Annotated in this window: 21 protein-coding genes, 1 tRNA gene and 1 pseudogene; 8 read left to right on the forward strand and 15 right to left on the reverse strand. The window is 64.2% G+C overall.

The window, feature by feature from the left end:
• Positions 1 to 5 precede the first annotated feature (5 nt).
• Positions 6 to 695 carry a hypothetical protein gene (locus LB556_RS20055; protein WP_224569471.1) on the reverse strand — a complete coding sequence of 230 codons (690 nt, stop codon included), beginning with the start codon at positions 693 to 695 and terminating at the stop codon, positions 6 to 8.
• Between the two features lie 304 nt (positions 696 to 999).
• On the opposite strand from LB556_RS20055, the gene LB556_RS20060 reads away from it, so the two are divergent.
• Positions 1,000 to 1,653, forward strand: coding sequence for a TetR/AcrR family transcriptional regulator (locus tag LB556_RS20060; protein WP_224569472.1), 654 nt, complete (start codon positions 1,000 to 1,002; stop codon positions 1,651 to 1,653).
• Between the two features lie 26 nt (positions 1,654 to 1,679).
• A complete protein-coding gene (gene ilvC, locus LB556_RS20065; protein WP_023757108.1) occupies positions 1,680 to 2,699 on the forward strand; it encodes a ketol-acid reductoisomerase in 1,020 nt (339 codons plus the stop codon).
• A 94-nt stretch (positions 2,700 to 2,793) separates the two neighbouring features.
• Here ilvC and LB556_RS20070 read toward each other — a convergent pair whose 3' ends face one another.
• A complete protein-coding gene (locus LB556_RS20070) occupies positions 2,794 to 3,336 on the reverse strand; it encodes a BA14K family protein (protein ID WP_224569473.1) in 543 nt (180 codons plus the stop codon).
• A 186-nt stretch (positions 3,337 to 3,522) separates the two neighbouring features.
• Here LB556_RS20070 and LB556_RS20075 point away from each other — a divergent pair, with 186 nt between their 5' ends.
• The 4 genes from LB556_RS20075 to LB556_RS20090 all read left to right on the forward strand — a co-directional run bounded on the left by LB556_RS20075 (position 3,523) and on the right by LB556_RS20090 (position 6,171).
• A complete protein-coding gene (locus LB556_RS20075; protein ID WP_224569474.1) occupies positions 3,523 to 4,635 on the forward strand; it encodes an endonuclease/exonuclease/phosphatase family protein in 1,113 nt (370 codons plus the stop codon).
• 33 nt (positions 4,636 to 4,668) lie between these two features.
• Positions 4,669 to 5,385 (forward strand): hypothetical protein, encoded by a 717-nt coding sequence (locus tag LB556_RS20080; protein WP_224569475.1) that lies wholly within the window; start codon positions 4,669 to 4,671, stop codon positions 5,383 to 5,385.
• A 109-nt stretch (positions 5,386 to 5,494) separates the two neighbouring features.
• Positions 5,495 to 5,749: a FitA-like ribbon-helix-helix domain-containing protein gene (locus LB556_RS20085; protein WP_224569476.1), complete on the forward strand. Its 255-nt coding sequence runs from the start codon at positions 5,495 to 5,497 to the stop codon at positions 5,747 to 5,749.
• Complete coding sequence (locus LB556_RS20090) at positions 5,746 to 6,171, forward strand: type II toxin-antitoxin system VapC family toxin (RefSeq protein ID WP_224569477.1); 426 nt, start codon at positions 5,746 to 5,748, stop codon at positions 6,169 to 6,171. Before LB556_RS20085 ends, LB556_RS20090 begins: the two co-directional genes overlap by 4 nt.
• Positions 6,172 to 6,235: 64 nt before the next feature.
• Here LB556_RS20090 and LB556_RS20095 read toward each other — a convergent pair whose 3' ends face one another.
• Genes LB556_RS20095 through LB556_RS20105 form a run of 3 tightly spaced genes read right to left on the reverse strand, consistent with a single transcriptional unit; the run spans position 6,236 to position 9,460 of the window.
• Entirely contained in the window at positions 6,236 to 7,453 is a 1,218-nt protein-coding gene (locus LB556_RS20095) for an ABC transporter permease (RefSeq protein WP_224569478.1), read from the reverse strand.
• Positions 7,454 to 7,455: 2 nt separating this feature from the next.
• Positions 7,456 to 8,163 carry an ABC transporter ATP-binding protein gene (locus LB556_RS20100; protein ID WP_224569479.1) on the reverse strand — a complete coding sequence of 236 codons (708 nt, stop codon included), beginning with the start codon at positions 8,161 to 8,163 and terminating at the stop codon, positions 7,456 to 7,458.
• 4 nt (positions 8,164 to 8,167) lie between these two features.
• A complete protein-coding gene (locus LB556_RS20105) occupies positions 8,168 to 9,460 on the reverse strand; it encodes an efflux RND transporter periplasmic adaptor subunit (RefSeq protein WP_224569480.1) in 1,293 nt (430 codons plus the stop codon).
• Positions 9,461 to 9,561: 101 nt separating this feature from the next.
• Between LB556_RS20105 and LB556_RS20110 the strand changes: the two genes are divergently transcribed.
• Together LB556_RS20110 and LB556_RS20115 are read left to right on the forward strand one after the other, a co-directional pair.
• Complete coding sequence (locus LB556_RS20110; RefSeq protein ID WP_224569481.1) at positions 9,562 to 10,470, forward strand: PhzF family phenazine biosynthesis protein; 909 nt, start codon at positions 9,562 to 9,564, stop codon at positions 10,468 to 10,470.
• 128 nt (positions 10,471 to 10,598) lie between these two features.
• Positions 10,599 to 10,674: transfer RNA gene (locus tag LB556_RS20115), tRNA-Lys, on the forward strand.
• Positions 10,675 to 10,921: 247 nt separating this feature from the next.
• On the opposite strand, the gene LB556_RS20120 is transcribed toward LB556_RS20115, so the two are convergent.
• The 10 genes and pseudogenes from LB556_RS20120 to cbiE form a co-directional block, all read right to left on the reverse strand.
• Entirely contained in the window at positions 10,922 to 11,233 is a 312-nt protein-coding gene (locus tag LB556_RS20120) for a hypothetical protein (RefSeq protein ID WP_224569482.1), read from the reverse strand.
• Positions 11,234 to 11,509: 276 nt separating this feature from the next.
• A pseudogene (locus tag LB556_RS20125) lies at positions 11,510 to 11,605 on the reverse strand (nicotinate-nucleotide--dimethylbenzimidazole phosphoribosyltransferase); the annotation flags it as partial.
• Positions 11,606 to 11,747: 142 nt separating this feature from the next.
• Positions 11,748 to 12,146, reverse strand: a complete 399-nt coding sequence (locus tag LB556_RS20130; RefSeq protein WP_224569483.1) for a hypothetical protein — start codon at positions 12,144 to 12,146, stop codon at positions 11,748 to 11,750.
• Positions 12,147 to 12,236: 90 nt separating this feature from the next.
• Positions 12,237 to 13,247, reverse strand: a complete 1,011-nt coding sequence (gene cobT, locus LB556_RS20135; RefSeq protein WP_224569484.1) for a nicotinate-nucleotide--dimethylbenzimidazole phosphoribosyltransferase — start codon at positions 13,245 to 13,247, stop codon at positions 12,237 to 12,239.
• Between the two features lie 40 nt (positions 13,248 to 13,287).
• Entirely contained in the window at positions 13,288 to 14,064 is a 777-nt protein-coding gene (gene cobS, locus LB556_RS20140; protein ID WP_224569485.1) for an adenosylcobinamide-GDP ribazoletransferase, read from the reverse strand.
• Between the two features lie 2 nt (positions 14,065 to 14,066).
• The gene (locus LB556_RS20145; protein WP_224569486.1) at positions 14,067 to 15,380 is read right to left on the reverse strand and encodes a cobyrinate a,c-diamide synthase; all 1,314 of its coding nucleotides are present in this window, start codon (positions 15,378 to 15,380) and stop codon (positions 14,067 to 14,069) included.
• Positions 15,377 to 16,195 (reverse strand): uroporphyrinogen-III C-methyltransferase, encoded by an 819-nt coding sequence (gene cobA / locus LB556_RS20150; protein WP_224569487.1) that lies wholly within the window; start codon positions 16,193 to 16,195, stop codon positions 15,377 to 15,379. The genes LB556_RS20145 and cobA overlap by 4 nt, the downstream gene beginning before the upstream one ends.
• Positions 16,192 to 16,956 (reverse strand): precorrin-4 C(11)-methyltransferase, encoded by a 765-nt coding sequence (gene cobM, locus LB556_RS20155; RefSeq protein ID WP_224569488.1) that lies wholly within the window; start codon positions 16,954 to 16,956, stop codon positions 16,192 to 16,194. The genes cobA and cobM overlap by 4 nt, the downstream gene beginning before the upstream one ends.
• A complete protein-coding gene (locus LB556_RS20160; protein WP_224569489.1) occupies positions 16,953 to 17,339 on the reverse strand; it encodes a cobalamin biosynthesis protein in 387 nt (128 codons plus the stop codon). The genes cobM and LB556_RS20160 overlap by 4 nt, the downstream gene beginning before the upstream one ends.
• Positions 17,336 to 18,562 carry a precorrin-6y C5,15-methyltransferase (decarboxylating) subunit CbiE gene (gene cbiE / locus LB556_RS20165; RefSeq protein WP_224569490.1) on the reverse strand — a complete coding sequence of 409 codons (1,227 nt, stop codon included), beginning with the start codon at positions 18,560 to 18,562 and terminating at the stop codon, positions 17,336 to 17,338. Before cbiE ends, LB556_RS20160 begins: the two co-directional genes overlap by 4 nt.
• Positions 18,563 to 18,708 lie beyond the last annotated feature (146 nt).

An 18,708-nucleotide genomic window follows, 5' to 3' on the forward strand; every position in this document is an offset into this window, starting at 1 on the left:
AGTGCCTATTCCTTGTGAGGTTTCTCCTGAGGGACAACCGCCGGAACAGAACTCCAAAAAACAGGATGTGCCGGCAGAAGCTGCCCACCGCTTCTATGTACGAGGGTCAGGATTGAGTTTGCGATTTGATGCTCAGGCGCGGTCAAAAAGCTGCACTGGATATGAGCCTCGCCGGGTTTGCGTCGCCACAACAACGGATAGCCAAGTCGAATTGACCTGGGCAAGAGCGCCGGCTCTCGCATCTGCAAGGACACGCCCCAGTAGCCAGTCCTGCCCATTATTGGTTTAGCGCTCAAAACATCAGCCCATTTGACCGATAGGCCCGAGCGGTTATCCAGCAAGCCATGCGTGTCGATGATCAAGGCAGGTTTGCGAAGACCTGCGTCCCAGAACGAAAACGCTGCTGCGATAGAGAGAAACGGCGCATAGGAGAGGGCGTATAGCAGGATTCCCAACAGTGCCATCTTCTCAAAGAGAGTCCGGCCGCCATCAGGATCCCCGAAAATGAATGCGAGCGTGGGCGCCAGCATCAGCAGGGTACAGAATGAACAGAAAAGACCTTTCAATATATACATGCCGCGACGACAGTGGACCACGAGTGGCAGTTTGATGCTCAATGGCGGCACGAGCGATTTTCGGAATGTCGGCATCCCTGGGATGAGGACAATGTTTTCGTTATCGACTGATACTCCCATCGACGATTTCCGATCTTTTTTCGCGCGAGCTAAGCTACATCTGCTTAGAGCCGGAATGATAACGGTTTCATCGTATAATCTTTCTAATGCTTCTCACCACAAATCCCTTCGGCATCGCATAAGTGCAGTTTGAGGCGACGGCTTTTTGTCGTTGTCGCATCGGAGCGGGCCGGCCGGGCCATGCATCTTTTTTCGCCTTTGCTCTTGTGCCCGGCGATGGATTGCGCAATATGCCGAACCGTAACGTACGGTACGGCCCGCGCCCGCCGCGGCCAAGGACCACCATCATCAACAGGAACAGGACGTGTTGCTGGCAAACGCCGACATCGACAACGGCGAAGGGTTGACGGAGCGGCAGCAGGCCGTTCTCGACGCGGCATTGCGGCTGCTGGTCGAGGAGGGCGACAATCTGACCATGACCGCCGTGGCGCGGCGGGCTAGCTGTTCCAAGGAAACGCTCTACAAATGGTTCGGCGACCGCGACGGGCTGTTGACCGCGACCGTCCAATGGCAGGCCTCCAAAGTGCGGGTCGCTTCGGTCGACGGCAAGGGACTTGACCTCGCCTCGCTGACGGCGAGCCTCGAGCGCTTTGCCTCCGACTGGCTCAGTGTCATTTCAAGCGACACCTCGATCGCTCTGAACCGGGTGGCGGTTGGCCATGCCGGTTCCGGCAAGGACGATCTCGGCGCCGTCGTGCTGGAGAATGGGCGCTTTGCGCTGGCCAAGCGGCTGAAGCCGGTGCTTGAAGCCGGCCGGCAGGCAGGGCTCCTCGAATTCGCGGATGCCGAGATGGCCTTCCGTACCTTTTTCGGGCTGGTTGGCCGGGATGTGCAGATCCGTCTGCTGCTCGGGGACCGGCTGGAATTGACTGAGGCGGCGATCGGCGGCGATGCCATCCGCGCGACGCAACAGTTTCTCGCTCTTTTCGGAGCAAAAACCGGGCCGCAGGGCCTTTGATCTTAGAAAACGGGAAGGAAAACAAAATGCGTGTCTATTACGATCGTGATGCCGATCTCAACCTGATCAAGGGCAAGAAGGTCGCCATCATCGGCTACGGCAGCCAGGGCAGGGCGCATGCGCTCAACCTCAAGGATTCCGGTGCGAAGGAGATCGCCATCGGCCTCAAGGCCGGCTCGGCGACCGCCAAGAAGGTCGAGGCCGACGGGCTCAAGGTGATGAGCGTCGCCGACGCCGCCAAGTGGGCCGACCTGATGATGATGGCGACGCCCGATGAATTGCAAGCCGACATCTACAAGAACGAGATCGCGCCGAACATCCGCGACGGTGCCGCGATTGCCTTCGCGCACGGCCTCAACGTGCATTTCGGCCTTATCGAGCCGAAGTCGACCGTCGACGTCGTCATGATCGCGCCGAAGGGCCCCGGTCACACGGTGCGCGGCGAGTACCAGAAGGGCGGCGGCGTGCCGTGCCTGGTCGCCGTCAACCAGGACGCCTCGGGCAATGCGCTCGACCTCGCTCTCTCTTACGCCTGCGGCGTCGGCGGCGGTCGTTCGGGCATCATCGAGACCAATTTCCGCGAGGAGTGCGAGACCGACCTGTTCGGCGAGCAGGTCGTGCTGTGCGGCGGCCTGGTCGAACTGATCCGCGCCGGCTTCGAGACGCTGGTGGAAGCCGGTTACGCGCCGGAAATGGCCTATTTCGAGTGCCTTCACGAGGTCAAGCTGATCGTGGACCTGATTTATGAAGGCGGCATCGCCAACATGAACTACTCGATCTCGAATACGGCCGAATGGGGTGAGTATGTCTCGGGTCCGCGCATCATCACCGCCGAGACCAAGGCCGAGATGAAGCGCGTGCTGAAGGACATCCAGACCGGCAAGTTCACCTCGGAATGGATGCAAGAATACCGCGCCGGCATGTCGCGCTTCAAGGGTATCCGCCGCATGAACGACAGCCACCAGATCGAGGAAGTCGGCGCCAAGCTGCGCGCGATGATGCCGTGGATTTCCAAGAACAAGCTGGTCGACAAAGCCAAGAACTGAGCGAATCGATCCGCTCGAAGCCCTCCAACTTCGAGCTGTCAAAAATCAGAAACGGCGCCGTGTGGCGCCGTTTCTCCTTCTGGCAGCCGGCAGTTCAGCTGTAGGGCGACCAGCATTGCTGGCGTGGGCCGTGATAGGGCTGGAAGGTGTTGTCATAGGCACGGTATGACCGGTAGCGATTATAGCACCAACGCACATGCGCGCTCGACAGCCGGCCGGCGCGATAGTAACGGCGCGGTACCGGCCTGTCGTAGTAATCATAATTGTTGTACATGCTGCCGAGGCCTAGCCCGAGGCCGAGGCCCAGGATCGCGGCGCCCGCGCCGTCGTCGTAGTAGCGACCGCCCCGATAATGGCGCCAGCCGCCGTGGTTCCAGTGACGACCTCCGTTCCAGTGGCCGCCGCCATTCCAGTGGTGGCTATTCCAGTTACCCGATCGCCGCCACCTCCAATTGCTGTTGTTGTTGCCGCCCGCCCAACTGTCGCGGACCGGGGTGACCGTCGGCGCGGCCGTGCTGGCCGGGATCGACAGATCCGGCTGCAGGATCGGACCCGCGGCGGATGGCGCCGTTATGCCTGAGACGATACCGAGCGCAATCAGCCCGGACTTGATCGTGGAAGAAAAGAGCGAACTCATCGCAGTCTCCAAGAGCTACAGGCCCCACGCCTACCTGGAATGGACCTACTGTGGGTATTTGCGTCTGAACGGCGGATGAACGGAAAGGTTCCGTCAACCATGGCGCGAACGCCGTCAGGACCAGCCGATCCCTGCTTGTGGTCCTGCGATCTTGTTTTCCGGCGCTCTTGCAGGCAAAGGTCAGGCATGTCGCTGCGCCTTGCCACCTTCAATGTCGAGAACCTGATGAACAGGTTCGATTTTTCCGGTTATCGCAACCAGCTCAACGAGGATCGGACGCTGGCGCTGTTCGATATCCAGAGCGAGGCCGAATACAAGATGCTGGAACAGGCGCGCGCCATCGCGCAATCCGACGACACGCGCCAGCTGACGGCGCTGGCCATCGCCGCGACCCGTGCCGACATCATCTGCATGCAGGAGGTCGACAACATCGAGGCGTTGAAGGCCTTCGAGTATGGCTATCTGTTCAAGATGGTGGGGCAGGGCTACCGCCAGAAATACACCACGTCGGGCAATGATGCGCGCGGCATCGATGTCGCCGTGATGATGCGCAACGAAACCGCGCAGGGACAGCCGATCGAGTTCGTGCGCATGACCAGCCACGCCTATGTCACCTACGAGCAGTTCGGGTTGCACACGCCGGAACTGGCGGCCCTCGGCAACCAGGCCAATGAACGCATCTTCCGGCGCGACTGCCTTGAAATCGACATCAAGGTGGGTGGCGCGCCGATGACGCTCTATCTCGTGCACTTCAAGTCGATGGGGTCGCCCCGCAACGGGCTCGACGGACGCGAGGCGACGATGCCGGTTCGCATTGCCGAGGCGCAGGCCGTGCGGCGCATCATCGAGGAGCGTTTCGGCGGAGAGCATGCCGCCGACAAGCGCTGGGCGATCTGTGGCGATCTGAACGATTATCGCCAGCGCGTGAAGATCGCCGGCGATGAGGTCGACGGCTACCGTTTCCAGGTGGTCGACGAGAATCTGTCGTGCATCGACGTGCTGACAGCGGGTGGGTTCTGCGAAAATGTGGTCGAGCGGCGGCCGGAAATGAACCGCTGGACCTTCTATCACACGCGCGGACCCGACGAGCGGCATCTGTGCCAGCTCGACTATGTCCTGCTTTCCAGGGGACTGGCGGCGAAGAACGCCACCGCCGTTCCCGACATCATCCGCAACGGCCAACCCTGGCGCACGATTTTTCCCGCGGGCCAGGAAGTCGAGCGCTTCCCGCGTGCCGGCTGGGATCGGCCCAAGGCTTCGGATCATTGCCCGGTGGCGATCACGCTGGATATGGCCTGATGGGCGAGATGGGGCCTGATGGGCGGAGCCGACATGAGCTTTGATCTTCCGCGCAACGTCATCCTGCCGGTCGACGCTATCGATGTGCGCCTCGATGCCGGTCCGCATCCCTTCGCGCTGGATAATGTCGAGGCGATCACCGAGAACTGGCAGAGCGAGATCGCCGCCAATCCGGCGCTGTTCGACGGTACGGTGGTGCTGCTTTCGGAACTTGCCTATCGCGACCGCAGGCTCATTGGCCGCTGCCATGCGGTCAACTACTCGGCCTTCATGCTGTGGCGCAAGCGGCGCGAAAATTCCGGCGCCGAACACGCCTATGCCCATGCCGTCCTGGTGGCCGCCGACAATGCGCTGGTGGCGATTCGCATGGGACCACGAACGGTCAATGCCGGCCGCGTCTATTTCGCCGCCGGCTCGTTCGAGCCGATCGATTTCCGTGATGGGCTGGTCGATGTCGACTTCAACATGATCCGCGAGGTGCGCGAGGAGACCGGCCTCGATTTGTCGAACGCCAGGCGCGGCGTGCGCTGGCACGCCCTGTCGACGTCAAGCGGCACCGTCATCTTCCGCCGCTATCATGCCGATGGGTCGGCCGATGAGATCGCGCGCCGAATCTCAGCCTTCGTCGCCACCGAAGCCGATCCGGAGATCGAGGGGCCGGTGATCATCCGCCATGCCGGTGACCTGCCGGACGGTCTGTCGCCACACATGAAGCCGCTGATAGAGTGGCATTTTTCGAACGAAGGCTAAATCGTTGTACCGTTGCGTGCGTCTTGCGGAGAAGCGCCGAGAGATTGCGTTTCGATACCAAGCTTGGTAAAATGCTATCAACGACATCATTGTAGGTGGATTGCTATCGATGAGCGCCGTCACCATCCGCAATTTGCCTGAGGAAACGCTTCGAGCCTTGAAGGTGCGGGCTGCGCATCACGGCCGCAGCACTGAAGCCGAGATGCGTGAAATCCTGGAAACGGCCGTGCGGCCGGCCAATCGGGTCAAGCTCGGCTCGCTGCTCGCCGCCATCGGCCGCGAGGCCGGATTGTCGCATGGGGATGTCGATGCCTTGCAGCAACTCCGCGACAAAACACCGGGCGGGCCGATGAGGTTCGAATGATCCTCATCGACACCAACGTCATTTCCGAGCCGTGGAGACCCGCACCCGATCCCCGCGTTATCGGGTGGATCGACGCCCAGGCCGTCGAAACCCTATATCTTTCGGCCATCACCCTGGCTGAGTTGCGTTTCGGGATCGCGGCGATGCCTTCCGGCAAGCGCCGCACGATCCTGCATGATCGTCTTGAGCAGGACGCGTTGCCGCTGTTTGCGGGCCGCATTCTGCCGTTCGACCTCGACGCGTCGCGCGCCTATGCCAACCTGATGGTACAGGCGAGAGCCGCAGGCAAGGCGATCGGCAACGCCGACGGTTATATCGCGGCGACCGCCGTAGCGCACGGTCTCACTGTCGCCACACGTGACACCGATCCATTCGCGGCCGCCGGACTGAGTACCGTTAATCCGTGGGAAGCAGCGGTATAACCGGGCGTTCCCTACCGAGCCATAGGGAGCAGGAGATAGGACAAGTCCGGCCGACGCGGCCACGCTATTCGTGCCGCAGTGCGTCGATCGGGTCGAGCCTAGCGCCGCGCAGGGCCGGGAAGAAGCCGAACACCATGCCGATCAGCGCCGAGAAGCCGACGGCGAGCAGGATGACGGCCGGACTTGGCGCGAAGGGGATGGTCAAGGTCATCGAGGCGAGGCCGGCCAGCGCCAGCCCGATGAGGATGCCGATGATGCCGCCGAGCAGCGACAGCACCGTCGCCTCGACCAGGAACTGGATGAGGATGTGCTTTTCATGCGCGCCGATGGCGAGCCTGATGCCGATCTCGCGCGTGCGCTCGGTGACCGACACCAGCATGATGTTCATGATGCCGATGCCGCCGACCAACAGGCTGACGCCGGCAACCGCGCCCAGCATGCCGGTCATGGTGGTGGTGGCGCTGGCCATGGCGTCGGCGATCTGCGTCATGTCGCGGATGGCGAAATCGCTCTCGCGGTCCGGCGTGATGCGCCTGGCATCGCGCAAAATGTCCTCGACGCGCGGCTGCAGTTCGCTGGTCGGCGTGCGGTCGTCGGCGGCGATGTAGATGTTGTCGATGTCGCGGTTGCCGGCGATGCGGCGCTGGAAGGCGTGCAGCGGCATCAGCACCACGTTGTCTTGGTCCTGGCCGAAGCCGGTGTAGCCCTTGGGTTCGAGCAGGCCGATGATCTTGCAGGAGGTGCGGTTGACGCGGATGATCTCGCCCTCGGGATCGCCGGCGCCGAAGAACTGCTGGCGCACCGTTTCTCCGATCAGGCACACGCCGGTGCCCGAGCGGGTTTCGGAATCGCTGAACGGGCGCCCCGACACCAACTTCCAGTCACGCGCATCGAGATAGGCGCTGTCGGTGCCGGTGACGCCGGAGGTCAGGCTTTCGGTGCCGAAGATGACGCGTAGCTGTTTCTGCGAGGCCGGCGAGATGGCGCGCGCGCCGGTGAGATGCGCGGCCAGCGCCGCCAGATCCTTTTCCGCCAGCGGCCGCACCACCTGGTCGAGCCCGCCCGGGCCTCCCGGACCCGCAGGTCGGCCGGCCCGGACGACCAGCAGGTTGCTGCCGAGCTTGGAAATGTCGGCCTTGACCTTTTGCGTGGTGCCGGAGCCGATGGTCAGCATGGCAATGACGGCGGCAACGCCGATGACGATGCCGAGCAGCGTCAGGAACGAGCGCAGCACGTTGCGGCGGATCGAGCGCAGCGAGAGGCGGACGGTTTCCCAGATCATGGTCAGGCCGTCTCCATGCTCATCGTGTCGGAGGCGACATGGCCGTCGAGGAAGCGGATGGTGCGCTCGGCATATTCGGCGACATCGGCCTCGTGCGTGACCATGGCGATGGTCAGGCCAAGCTCCCTGTTCAGCCGCGTCAGCAGTTCCATGATCTCATGCGTGCGGGCGGTGTCGAGATTGCCGGTAGGCTCGTCCGCGACGAGCAGCGTCGGCCTTGTGACGATAGCACGGGCGATCGCGACACGCTGTTGCTGGCCGCCGGAAAGTTCCGCCGGCGTGTGATGCTCGCGGCCGACAAGGCCGACCTCGGCCAGCGCCTGCATTGCAAGGTCGCGGCGCTCGCGGGCGGCGACGCCGCGATAGATTAGCGGCAGCTCCACATTTTCGGCCGCGGTGGTGCGCGCCAGGAGGTTGTAGCCCTGGAAGACGAAACCGACATAGAGGTTGCGCAGCATGGCGCGGCGGTTGCGGTCCAGCCGGCCGGCGTCGACGCCCATGAAGGAATAGGTTCCGGCCGTCGGGGTGTCGAGGCAACCGATGATGTTCATCGCCGTCGACTTGCCGGAGCCCGACGGCCCCATGATGGCGACGAATTCGCCACGCCGGATGGCAAGGTCGACGCCAGCCAGCGCATGCACCTTGGCTTCGCCCTGGCCGTAGCTTTTCCAGACCTTGTCGAAGGCGATGAGGGCAGCACCGGCGGCCACGGCGTCAGCTCCGCGACTGCGAGGCGGTGATGATCTGCGCGCCTTCCTCCAGGCCGGAGGTGATCTCGGTCAGTTCGCCGTCGGTGGAGCCGATCTTGACGTTGACCGGATGCGGCCGGCCGTTCTCCAGCACATAGAGCGTGCGCGAGCCGTCGGTGGGCGCGGTTGCGGCCTGACGCTGCCGGTTGCCGCCGGGGCGGCCCATGCGGCCGGTGAACAGGTCCCTTAGACTCCAGCCCGGCGCGGCTCGCTGCGCCGGGCGGTAGCGGAAGGCGCTGGCGGGCACGGTGAGCACATCCTTGGCCTGTCGCGTGACAACCGAAACGGTGGCGGTCATGCCGGGGCGCAGCAACAGCTCATTGTTGTCGACTTCGAGACGCGCGTTATAGGTGACGACGCCGTCTGTCGTGACCGAGGCGTAGGAGATATCGCGGATCTCGGCATCGAATGGCCGGTCCGGAAAGGCATCGACCGTGAAACGGGCATGCTGGCCGGTCTTGACGGCGCCGATGTCGGCTTCGTCGACCGCCGCCACCAGTTCCATGTTCCTGAGGTCCGCGGCGATGATGAACAGCACCGGCGCCTGCAGCGAAGAGGCGACCGTCTGGCCGGGGTCGACGGAGCGGGTCAACACGATGCCGTCGATCGGCGCGTAGATGGTGCTGTTGGCGAGGTCGGTCTGCTGCGATTTCAAGTCCGCATTGGCGATGGCGAGATTGGCCTCGGCGCTGTCGAGCGCCGCCCTGGAGCGGTCGCGCGTCGCGGTGGCCGCCTCCAGCGACTGGTCGGTGGCCATGCCGCGCTTGGTCAACGCGGCCGCGCGGACAAGCGCGCTCTCGTTCTCGGCCAGCGTCACCTTGGCATCCTCGACATTGGCGACAGCCCCTTTCGCGGACGCTTCAGCCCGCTCGATCTGGACCTGCAGCTTGGCGGTGTCGAGCGCGGCCAGCACGTCGCCCTTCTTCACCTGCTGGTTCTCGTTGACCGCGACCGAGCGTATGATGCCGGAAAGCTGGCTGGAGATGTCGACCTGGGTGAGCGGCTGGAGCGTGCCAGTCGCCGACACCTGGACGGTGAGGTCGGCCTTCGCCGCCGGCACGGTCGTATAGTCGATCCTGGCCGGCGTGCCCGCATACCACTGATAGAGGCCAAGACCGGCGGCAAGCACGATGAGGGTCAGCAACGCATAAAGCCAGCCACGCCGGCGCGTCCTGCGCCGGCCGGTTTGATCGAGCCCAAGCGCCGTCTCGATGGCGGAATCCGATTCCGTCTTTGGCAGATTGACAATCTGGTCCACGTCGGACCCCTATGATGCGCAGTGTCCCTATCTGTGCACAGATCAGGCTTACCGGTTCAAATATCAAATTAAATTTCGCCCATGTTGGGATTGAGGCAGGAATGCAAACCCGGAATTACTTGCTTTATGACGTGTTCACGACCGAGCGACTGGCCGGCAACCCTCTGGCAGTGGTGTTGGATTGCAAAGGGCTGGACACCGCCGCGATGCAGGCCATCGCGCGCGAGTTCAACCTGTCGGAATCGGTCTTTGTGCTGCCGCCGGGCAATCCCAAGCACCGGAACCGTATCCGCATTTTCACCCCCGACTATGAAATGCCGTTCGCCGGCCACCCGACCGTAGGTACGGCAATCGCGCTGGCGGAACTGGCCGGCGAGGGCGGCGCCGGTATTTTCGTGCTGGAAGAAAACATCGGCCCGGTGCGTTGCGCGGTCAGCACGCACGATGGCGCCACCTTCGCCGAATTCGACCTGGCGAAGTTGCCGGAGCCGCTGAAACTCGAAGCCGATCCGGTGGCGATCGGTGCGGCACTTGGCCTGGCGCCGCACGAGATCGGCTTCGAGAATCACCGCGTCGCGTTCTGGTCGGCGGGCGTGCCCTATGTGACCATTCCGGTTGCCGACCTCGAGGCAGCGGGCCGGATCCGGCTGGACAACCAGGCGTGGGCCGAACTGGCGCCGCGCAAGAGCGAATGGGCCTTCGCCAGCCCGTACGTCTATTGCCGCGAGACGGTGAATCACGAAAGCGCGTTCCATGTCCGCATGATCGTGCCCGGCACGCCGTCCTATGAAGACCCGGCGACCGGTTCGGCGGCGGCGGCTTTCGCTGGCGCCATCATGCATTTCGATGCTCCGACGGATGGTATTTCGCAGCTGTGGATCGAGCAGGGGCTGGAAATGGGCCGGCCGTCACGCATCCGTCTCGAGCTGAATGTCGAGGGCGGAAAACTGGCATCCGCGCGCATTGGCGGCAACGCGATCAAAGTGGCGGAAGGCAAGCTTTTCGTCTGATCGCCTTCGCGTCCTTTGCCGGCACGACAAGGCCCGATGCGATTTGTCGGGAAATGATTCCAGCAGGGCTAGACAGGACCGGCATCGGCGGCTATATGCCCGCCAACGCCGGTTCTTGCCGGCCGAGTGGGTGCGTAGCTCAGTTGGTAGAGCAGCTGACTCTTAATCAGCGGGTCCACAGTTCAATCCTGTGCGCACCCACCAAAAATCTAACAAAAACAATTTGTTGGACGAGGTGAGGGACCCTGACGGATGCAGGCGGAAGTCAGTGTCCGCGCAACGTCCAAAATATTTGGGCCAGCACCGAGATTGTGTGCCGGGTCTCTTTCCCGCTCAATCCGACCAGAAGCCCGGTCGCCTCTGCAGTTCAAGGCTTGTGACACTCATCCGCCTCTAAATCAAAGAGCATGATGTCGTCCTAAATCCGCGTCACGCTTTTCGGCCTCATGCTCTAGATGCGCGTCATGCCGTTCTCCTGGCTGCCAAAATGTTGCGCGGGCGGCGGACGATCGGTACTTGGCACTTGGTTTGATCCACAGCCCACTTCGATGATTCCCACCAGTGCGCGAACAAACTCGACCATATCGTTTGCCGTGATGGCTGCCTTATCGGGGTTTTGCCCGATATGCTCGGCGGCTTCGCAACATGAGCGGCGGATGAGATCGTAGTGTATATCCCTTTCATCCTCCGGCAACGCCGCCAACTTTATGGCTCGATTATGAATCAACCGCAGCAATAGTTCGAGAGCTGCTCCGATGCTCATGCGTTTGCTCCGCATTGGTCGAGCGTCCCGGCGCTCGAAGGCGCGCGTTTGGAACGTCCGATGAGGAGGCATTTCCCGTCCCCGTTGGGAAGGCTGCATCACAGCCGTTAATATATTCTTTATTGCTAATATGTCCCGTCGCTAGAGCCTTCAGAAGGCCGAACTGCGGTGCCTCCTTCTGCGGTCGAAATTCAGTCAGTCCGAGCAAGGATATCGCAAGCCCTGTTTTGGAGCTCCGAAAGCTATGAGGGGCTGTACATCAAGGCGATCCGCGCATTACTTCTCCGACACTCCCGCCTCGGCAAAGCTTGCCATCCTGGCATGGCATTCCAGCGCCGAGCGCACGATGTTGACGGCCAGACAGGCGCCGGTGCGTAGCTCAGTTGGTAGAGCAGCTGACTCTTAATCAGCGGGTCCACAGTTCAATCTGTGCGCACCCACCAAATTCTTCAAAGACTTGGTGGAAAGACCCTGAGGCAGACGCGTTTGGCGCGTCTCGTACCGCAACGGCCGTTCACTGCGCCGCTTTGCCAATACTGGCCTTGAACTTGACCTTCATGGCGATCTGCCCGGTCACCGTCATCTGCGATCCCGCAGCGCCTCCCATGCCGCGATCCCTGGCGTTGACGTTCGTGGTCACGCTGGTTACCTCGCACGTGTCGGCGACAGTATCGAGCACCATGGCGCAACTGCCGGCAGCGACCTTGTAGAACGAACGCAGCGCGGCTTGCTGCTGTGTGGCGACATCCTCTTCGTCCTTGACCGGAAGGGTCATGGTCAGGCTGGACTGGACCTTGGCCAGCCCATCGTCGCCCGCGCGCCGGAAGCGGCCGTTCTCATCGACATACTGCGAAAAAGCCGGCGCAGCAGTGCCGAAAAGCAGTGCAATGACAATTATCGCCTTCAAATACATCGCCTTATCTCCACATGAGATCTACTGATCTCATGTAACAATCAAAACGACGTTATTATTTTGGCTCAATCACGTTGAAAGTTTGACGGATTATTTCTCCGAAACCCCAGCCTCGGCAAAGCTTGCCATCCTGGCATGGCATTCCAGCGCCGAGCGCACGATGTTGACGGCCAGACAGGCGCCGGAGCCCTCGCCAAGGCGCATGCCGAGATCGAGCAGCGGCGGCAGGGCTAGCGTTTCGAGCAGGCCGCGATGGCCCGATTCGGCGGAGACGTGTGCGGCGACTGTATGAGCAAGGCCGGTCGGGTGCAGTTTTGCCAGCGGTGCGGCGGCGGCGGTGCAGACGAAGCCATCGAGCAGCACGGGTATGCCCAGATGCCGCGCGGCCAGCGTGGCGCCGAAGATGGCGGCGAGTTCGCGCCCGCCAAGGGAGGCGGCGATCGCCAGCGGATCGGCAAGGGCGGCGGCGTGGCGCGCCAAGCCGGCTTCGATGGCGACCACCTTGCGCTTCAGGCCGGCATCGTCGACGCCGGTGCCGCGCCCGGTCCATTTTTCCGCCCCGCCGCCGAACAGCGCCGCCGAAATGGCGGCTGCCGGCGTGGTGTTGCCGATGCCCATTTCGCCAAAGCAGACGAGGTCGATGTCCTTCGTCACCGCGTCATGGCCAGCCGAGACAGCGGCAAGGAATGCCTTCTCGTCCATTGCCGGCACTTGCGTGAAGTCGCCGGTGGGGTGATCGAGATCGAGCGGGATGACGTCGAGCTCGGCGCCGGCGATGCGGGCGAGCTGGTTGATGGCGGCACCGCCGCCGGCGAAATTCGCCACCATCTGCACGGTCACTTCCGACGGGTAGGCCGACACGCCTTGAGCGGTAACGCCGTGGTTGCCGGCGAAGACGAAGACCTTCACGCGGTCGAGCTTCGGCATGTCGCGGCCCTGCCAGCGCGCCAGCCAGGCGGCGATGGTTTCAAGCCGGCCGAGGCTGCCTTGCGGCTTGGTCAGCGTGTCCTGGCGGCGGGCAACGGCGTTTGCCGAGGCATCGCTGCCGGCGGGCAGGTCGAGACAGGCGGCGCGCAGTTCATCGAGGGATTTGAAGGGCATGGGGGCAAGGTCTCCAGAAGGGAATCAGGTCAAAAGGGGCTCAGGAAAGGGCTACGGAAGCGACGAGAAGCACCGCGATTTCGCTCAACTGCTGCAACGCGCCGACCGTGTCGCCGGTCTGGCCATCGATCTGGTTGAGGCAAAGGGCGTGGAACGCGGCAAACAGCAGGCCGAGCAGGATGAGCGCGGCGATGGCGCCGCCGGGGCCGAGCAAGAGAAGCGGAATGGCGCCGAGCACGGTGCCGGCCACGGCCGTCTCTCGCGATACGGTGCCGGCATTGGCCGAGAGGCCGTCGGATCGTGCCGGCGGCAAAAGATGCATCAGCCCACCGAGCACGCCACGCGAGGCCGCATGGGCGGCCAGGAGAGCAAACAGAGCCTGCGTGGGTTCGACCACTTGCGACAGCGCGCTCCAGCGGATGAGCAGCGACAGCGCCAGCGCCATGGCGCCATAAGCGCCGATGCGGCTGTCGCGCATGATCTCGAGCTTGCGTCCGCGAGACTTGCCGCCGCCGAAGCCGTCGGCGACGTCGGACAGCCCATCCTCGTGCAGGCAGCCCGTGGTGAGCACGGTTGCAACAAGGGCAAGGGCGGCCGACGGTCCCATGGCGAGGCCAAAGCGTTCCGCCGTGGCAAAGACGATGGCGCCGATCAGGCCGACGACAAGGCCGGCAATCGGGGCAGCCCAGATCGCGGCCGCGAGGTCGCGGCCACGAAAATCGAACACGGGCAGCGGCAGGCGGGTGAAGAAGACCAGGCAAAGGGCGATGTCATCGAGGATTTGCCGAGGCGACAGGGTGATTCTTGGGAGCTTCATGGCTAGGCCCGCGCAATGGCGTGGAAAAAGGTGCCGCTGACATGGCCGCGCCGATAGCCGGAAGCGCCGAGCGGATTGCCCTGGCCGTCGGCAAGGTCGGCCAGCGGCTCGTCATTGCCGGTGGCCATCATCTGCGCATAGTGGAATTCGTGCCCGCGGATCAGCGCGCCTTGCGCCCCCAGCGGACAATCGGCGCGCAGCCGTGCCTCACGGTAGCCGAGATTCATCTTGCGTCTGGCGAAGCTGGTGGAATGGCCGAGCAGGCCAAGCATGCGATGCGTCTCGCCGCCGGCATCCTCGATCGCTTCACCAAGCACCATGAAGCCACCGCACTCGCCATGGGCCGGCTTTGTCGCGGCGAAACGCGTCATCCCGGCATGGAAATTCGTGGCGGCTGCCAGTTTGCCGGTATGAAGCTCGGGATAGCCGCCGGGCAGCCAGCAGACATCGCAGTCATCGTCGGGCGCTTCGTCGGCGAGCGGCGAGAACGGAACGATCTCCGCCCCAGCCTTTCGCCAACAGGCGGCGACATGCGGGTAGAGGAAGGTGAAGGCCGCGTCCTCGGCCAGCGCGATGCGTTGGCCGGGCGGCCGTAGCGCGTCAGCGAAGTCGCCAGCTGCCGGGGCCAGGGGTGTCGCCAGCGCCATGACGGCATCGAGGTCGAGCGACTTCTCCGCCATGTCCGCCAGCCGGTCGAGATGCGCCATCAGGTCATCATACTCGCCGGCCTGGACGAGGCCGAGATGGCGCTCCGGCAGATTGAGCGTGGGGTCGCGCAGGATGGCGCCGACGACCGGCAGGCCGATCGCCTCGATGGCATCGCCGGAGAGCCGCCGGTGGCGCTCGCTGCCCAGCCGGTTGAGCACGACACCGGCCATGCGCACATCCGGATCGTAAGTGGCAAAGCCCTTGGCGACGGCTGCCGCCGTGGTCGATTGGCCCGACACGTCGAGCACCAGCAGCACCGGCAGGCCGTAAAGCCGCGCCAGATCGGCAGCCGAGCCGGTGCGACCCGATGCGACCGGAATGCCGTCGAACAGGCCCATGGCGCTTTCGAGGACGACGAAGTCGGTATCGTCGGCCTGTTGGGCGGCAAGCGCGTTGAGCAGCGATGGCGTCATCGCCCAACTGTCGAGGTTGACGCCGGACAGGCCGGTGGCGGCGGTATGGAAGCCAGGGTCGATGTAGTCGGGGCCGGATTTGGCGCCACGCACCCTCAGCCCACGCCGGGTGAGCGCGCGCAGGATTCCGATGGTGACGCTGGTCTTGCCCGAGCCGGAGCGCGGCGCGCCGATGATGATCGCCCGGGCCGTCATGCTTGCCCCGCCAGTGCCGCGCGCATGGCGACGATGCCGCCGACGACGATCAGCGCCGGTGAGGCGAGCCCGGCGGCCGCCGCAGCCTCGGCAATGGTGGCCAGCGTGGCGACCACGATCCGCTCCTTGGGCGTCGTCGCGGCGACGATGACGGCTGCCGGCGTCGATGGTGACAGGCCGCCGTCGAGCAGGGCGGCTGTTATCAATGGCAGATTGGCCATGCCCATATAGATGACGACAGGCTGGCCGGTTCGGGCTATCGCCGCCCAGTCGATGTCGTCATCGGTGCCGGCGGCGTGGCCGGTCGCCAGGATGACAGCCTTGTTGATGCCGCGCATGGTGGCCGGGATGCCGGTGGCGGCCAGCGCGCTGAGGCCCGATGTCAGGCCCGGCAGCACTCGGAACGGGATTTTTTCGCGCGCCAGCGCCAGCGCCTCTTCGCCGCCACGGCCGAAAATATAGGGATCGCCGCCCTTCAGCCTGACCACGCGGCGGCCTTCACGCGCCAGCCGCACCAGCAAGGCGGTGATGTCGTCCTGCTTCATCGAGGGCTGGCCGCCACGCTTGCCGGCAAAGAAAAGCTCGGCATTTCCGGCAACGGCGACCACATCGGGCGAAACCAGCGCGTCGTAGACCAGCGCGTCCGCTTCGGTCAGCGCCGCCAGTACTTCCACGGTCAGGCAGCCGGGGTCGCCGGGGCCGGCTCCGGCCAGCCAGACATGGCCTGGCTCAAGCGGCCGCGGCTTGAAGTTCAGCCGTGCCAGCGCCTGTTCGAGCGTGGCGTTTTCGCCGTTGTTTCTGGTGCTGCCGCTCACAATCCGTCCCGTCCGCGAAAACGCCGCTGATAATGGGCGTCATACAATGAACTCTCGCCAAAGCCTTCCGCCGCCAGCGAACGGCCGACGAAGATGAGCGCCGTACGTTCCATCGGATCGGCGGCCAGCAGCGCCTCGATGGTCTCCAATGTGCCGGTCAGCACCCGCTCGTCCGGCCAGGAGGCGCGGAAGACGATCGCGACCGGGCAATCGCCACCATAGTGCGGCGTCAGTTCGGCGACGACTCGGTCGATGGCGTGGATGGCAAGATGAATGGCCAGCGTGGCGCCGGTGCGGCCGAAGCCGGCCAGGGTTTCGCCGGGCGGCATTTTCGACGCACGTCCCGAAACGCGGGTCAGCACCAGGCTTTGCGCGACTTCGGGAATGGTCAGTTCGCGGCGAAGGGCTGCCGCGGCGGCGGCGAAGGAAGGAACGCCCGGCGTCAGCGTGTAAGGGATGCCATGCTTTTCCAGCCGCCGAATCTGCTCGGCGACGGCGCTCCACACCGACAGGTCGCCGGAATGCAGACGGGCAACGTCATAACCGGCCTTATGGGCGGCCACATATTCTGCCTCGATCTCGTCGAGCGACATCGGCGCGGTGTCGATCAATTTAGTTCCCGGCGCGCAGTGCCCCAGCAGTTCCGGCGCGACGATGGAGCCGGCGTGGAGGCAGACCGGACAATTCGCCAGGAGCCTTGCGCCCCGCAATGTGATGAGGTCGGCGGCGCCTGGACCGGCGCCGATGAAATGGACGGTCATGGCACGTCTCCGCTGATGGCGATGGCGCAGGTGACCGCGCCGAGCACAATGCGCGGTCCAAGCAGGCTGGCGCCTTTGCCCGCGACCGCAAGGGCGGAGGCTTCTGAAACCGATGGCGTGCCGGCCACTTCCCGCGACAGGCTGGAGCTGCTGAGCGTCCCCGGCGCGGCGGCCTGAAGGTCCGCGGGATCGACGATTATGACGGGAAGGTTCAGCTTGCGGCCAGCGGCAGCGATCGCGTCTTCCTCCTTCTTGAGTGCGGCGGTGGCCAGTGCCGAGAGAGCGGACATTGCCAGCCCATGCGCTTCGAGTGCGGTTTCTATCGCGGCGAGCACGTCTTCAACCTGCACGCCTTTGCGGCTGCCGATGCCCGCGACAATCATGGCTTCACCCAGCTCCATTGCGTGACAGGCATGGCCGGCCGCCAAGCCTGCATGGAGCCGACCGGCGAAGCGCGGGAGACAGCAATCCGGGTGAGATCGCCGCCCAGTTTCGTGTGCTGGCCGAGAAGATGGGCTTCCATCTCCAGCGTCACCGCGTTGGCAACGAGGCGGCCGCCGGTGCGCAAGGCCTTGATGGCGGCGTTCAGGACGCCGGCGTCGCTGCCGCCGCCGCCGACGAAGATCGCATCGGGCGTCTCCAGTTTCATAAGCGCCTTGGGCGCGCTGCCTTCCACAATGACGAGGCCAGGAACGCCGCAGGCGACGGCGTTGTGGCCGATGCGGGCCGCGCGGGCCGGGTCGGCCTCGATGGCGATGGCGCGCATCGAAGGGTGGGCGAGCATCCATTCGATGCCGATCGAGCCGGAGCCGGCGCCGACATCCCACAGCAATTCGCCGCGCCTCGGCGCCAGCGCCGACAGGGTGACCGCGCGGATCTCGCGCTTGGTGATCTGGCCGTCATGGTCGAACAGGTGATCGGCAAGGCCTGACGTGAGCGGCAGGACGCGGGCTTGCGGGGCCGAATCAATTTCGATGGCCAGCACGTTGAGCGGATTGATGTTTTCGAGGTTGAAGGCCTCGGCGCGGGCGGAGCGCTGGTTTTCGTTCGGCCCGCCCAGCGCCTCCAGCACCGTCAACCGCGAAGCGCCGAAGTCGAGCTCGGTGAGCAGCCGGGCCATTGCCACCGGAGCACCGCCATCCGATGTCAGTGCCAGGATGCGTGCGTTGGGCTGTAGCAGCGGACGGATCAGGTCGATCGGGTGGCCGTGCAGTGAGATGATCTCGATATCCTGCAGCGCCCAGCCGAGCCGCGCGGCGGCCAGCGAAATCGCCGACGGGGCTGAGATGACATGCATCTCCCGTGGCTGGACCTTGCGGGCGAGGGTGGCGCCGACGCCATGGAAAAAGGGATCGCCGGAGGCGAGCACGCAGACGTTTCTGCCGGCAAGCGCCAGGACATCGGCCATCCCGGCATCGAACGGAACCGGCCAGGGGCATGGCTTGCCCTTGGCGAAGGAAGCGACCAGCGCCAGATGCCGCTTGCCGCCGAAGATGAACTCCGCCTCGGCGATCCGCCGCTTGGCCTCGTCGCCGAGACCCGCTAAACCGTCCTCGCCGATGCCGACGATCGTGAGCCATTGGAGCGTTGGCTGATTTTTTGACATGTCGCGCCGCCCCTCATCCGCCTGCCGGCACCTTCTCCCCGTACAGTGACGGGCAGAAGGGACTAGCCGCAACGCTGGCGATCCCCCTCTCCTCGTCTTTACGGGGAGAGGGTAAGGGTGAGGGGCAGCGCCGACGTGGTCCACTA

Source organism: Mesorhizobium sp. ES1-4 (assembly GCF_020164745.1).
In the GTDB taxonomy this organism is placed as follows: Bacteria; Pseudomonadota; Alphaproteobacteria; order Rhizobiales; family Rhizobiaceae; genus Mesorhizobium.

Coding starts and splice junctions, on each gene's coding strand:
- LB556_RS20070 (WP_224569473.1), bottom strand. CDS start 3,336: ATGAGTTCGCTCTTTTCTTCCACGATCAAGTCCGGGCTGATTGCGCTC.
- LB556_RS20130 (WP_224569483.1), bottom strand. CDS start 12,146: ATGTATTTGAAGGCGATAATTGTCATTGCACTGCTTTTCGGCACTGCT.
- LB556_RS20085 (WP_224569476.1), top strand. CDS start 5,495: ATGAGCGCCGTCACCATCCGCAATTTGCCTGAGGAAACGCTTCGAGCC.
- LB556_RS20110 (WP_224569481.1), top strand. CDS start 9,562: ATGCAAACCCGGAATTACTTGCTTTATGACGTGTTCACGACCGAGCGA.
- LB556_RS20120 (WP_224569482.1), bottom strand. CDS start 11,233: ATGAGCATCGGAGCAGCTCTCGAACTATTGCTGCGGTTGATTCATAAT.
- cobM (WP_224569488.1), bottom strand. CDS start 16,956: ATGACCGTCCATTTCATCGGCGCCGGTCCAGGCGCCGCCGACCTCATC.
- LB556_RS20145 (WP_224569486.1), bottom strand. CDS start 15,380: ATGACGGCCCGGGCGATCATCATCGGCGCGCCGCGCTCCGGCTCGGGC.
- LB556_RS20095 (WP_224569478.1), bottom strand. CDS start 7,453: ATGATCTGGGAAACCGTCCGCCTCTCGCTGCGCTCGATCCGCCGCAAC.
- ilvC (WP_023757108.1), top strand. CDS start 1,680: ATGCGTGTCTATTACGATCGTGATGCCGATCTCAACCTGATCAAGGGC.
- LB556_RS20075 (WP_224569474.1), top strand. CDS start 3,523: ATGTCGCTGCGCCTTGCCACCTTCAATGTCGAGAACCTGATGAACAGG.
- LB556_RS20160 (WP_224569489.1), bottom strand. CDS start 17,339: ATGATTGTCGCGGGCATCGGCAGCCGCAAAGGCGTGCAGGTTGAAGAC.
- LB556_RS20055 (WP_224569471.1), bottom strand. CDS start 695: ATGGGAGTATCAGTCGATAACGAAAACATTGTCCTCATCCCAGGGATG.
- cobT (WP_224569484.1), bottom strand. CDS start 13,247: ATGCCCTTCAAATCCCTCGATGAACTGCGCGCCGCCTGTCTCGACCTG.
- cbiE (WP_224569490.1), bottom strand. CDS start 18,562: ATGTCAAAAAATCAGCCAACGCTCCAATGGCTCACGATCGTCGGCATC.
- LB556_RS20080 (WP_224569475.1), top strand. CDS start 4,669: ATGAGCTTTGATCTTCCGCGCAACGTCATCCTGCCGGTCGACGCTATC.
- cobS (WP_224569485.1), bottom strand. CDS start 14,064: ATGAAGCTCCCAAGAATCACCCTGTCGCCTCGGCAAATCCTCGATGAC.
- LB556_RS20090 (WP_224569477.1), top strand. CDS start 5,746: ATGATCCTCATCGACACCAACGTCATTTCCGAGCCGTGGAGACCCGCA.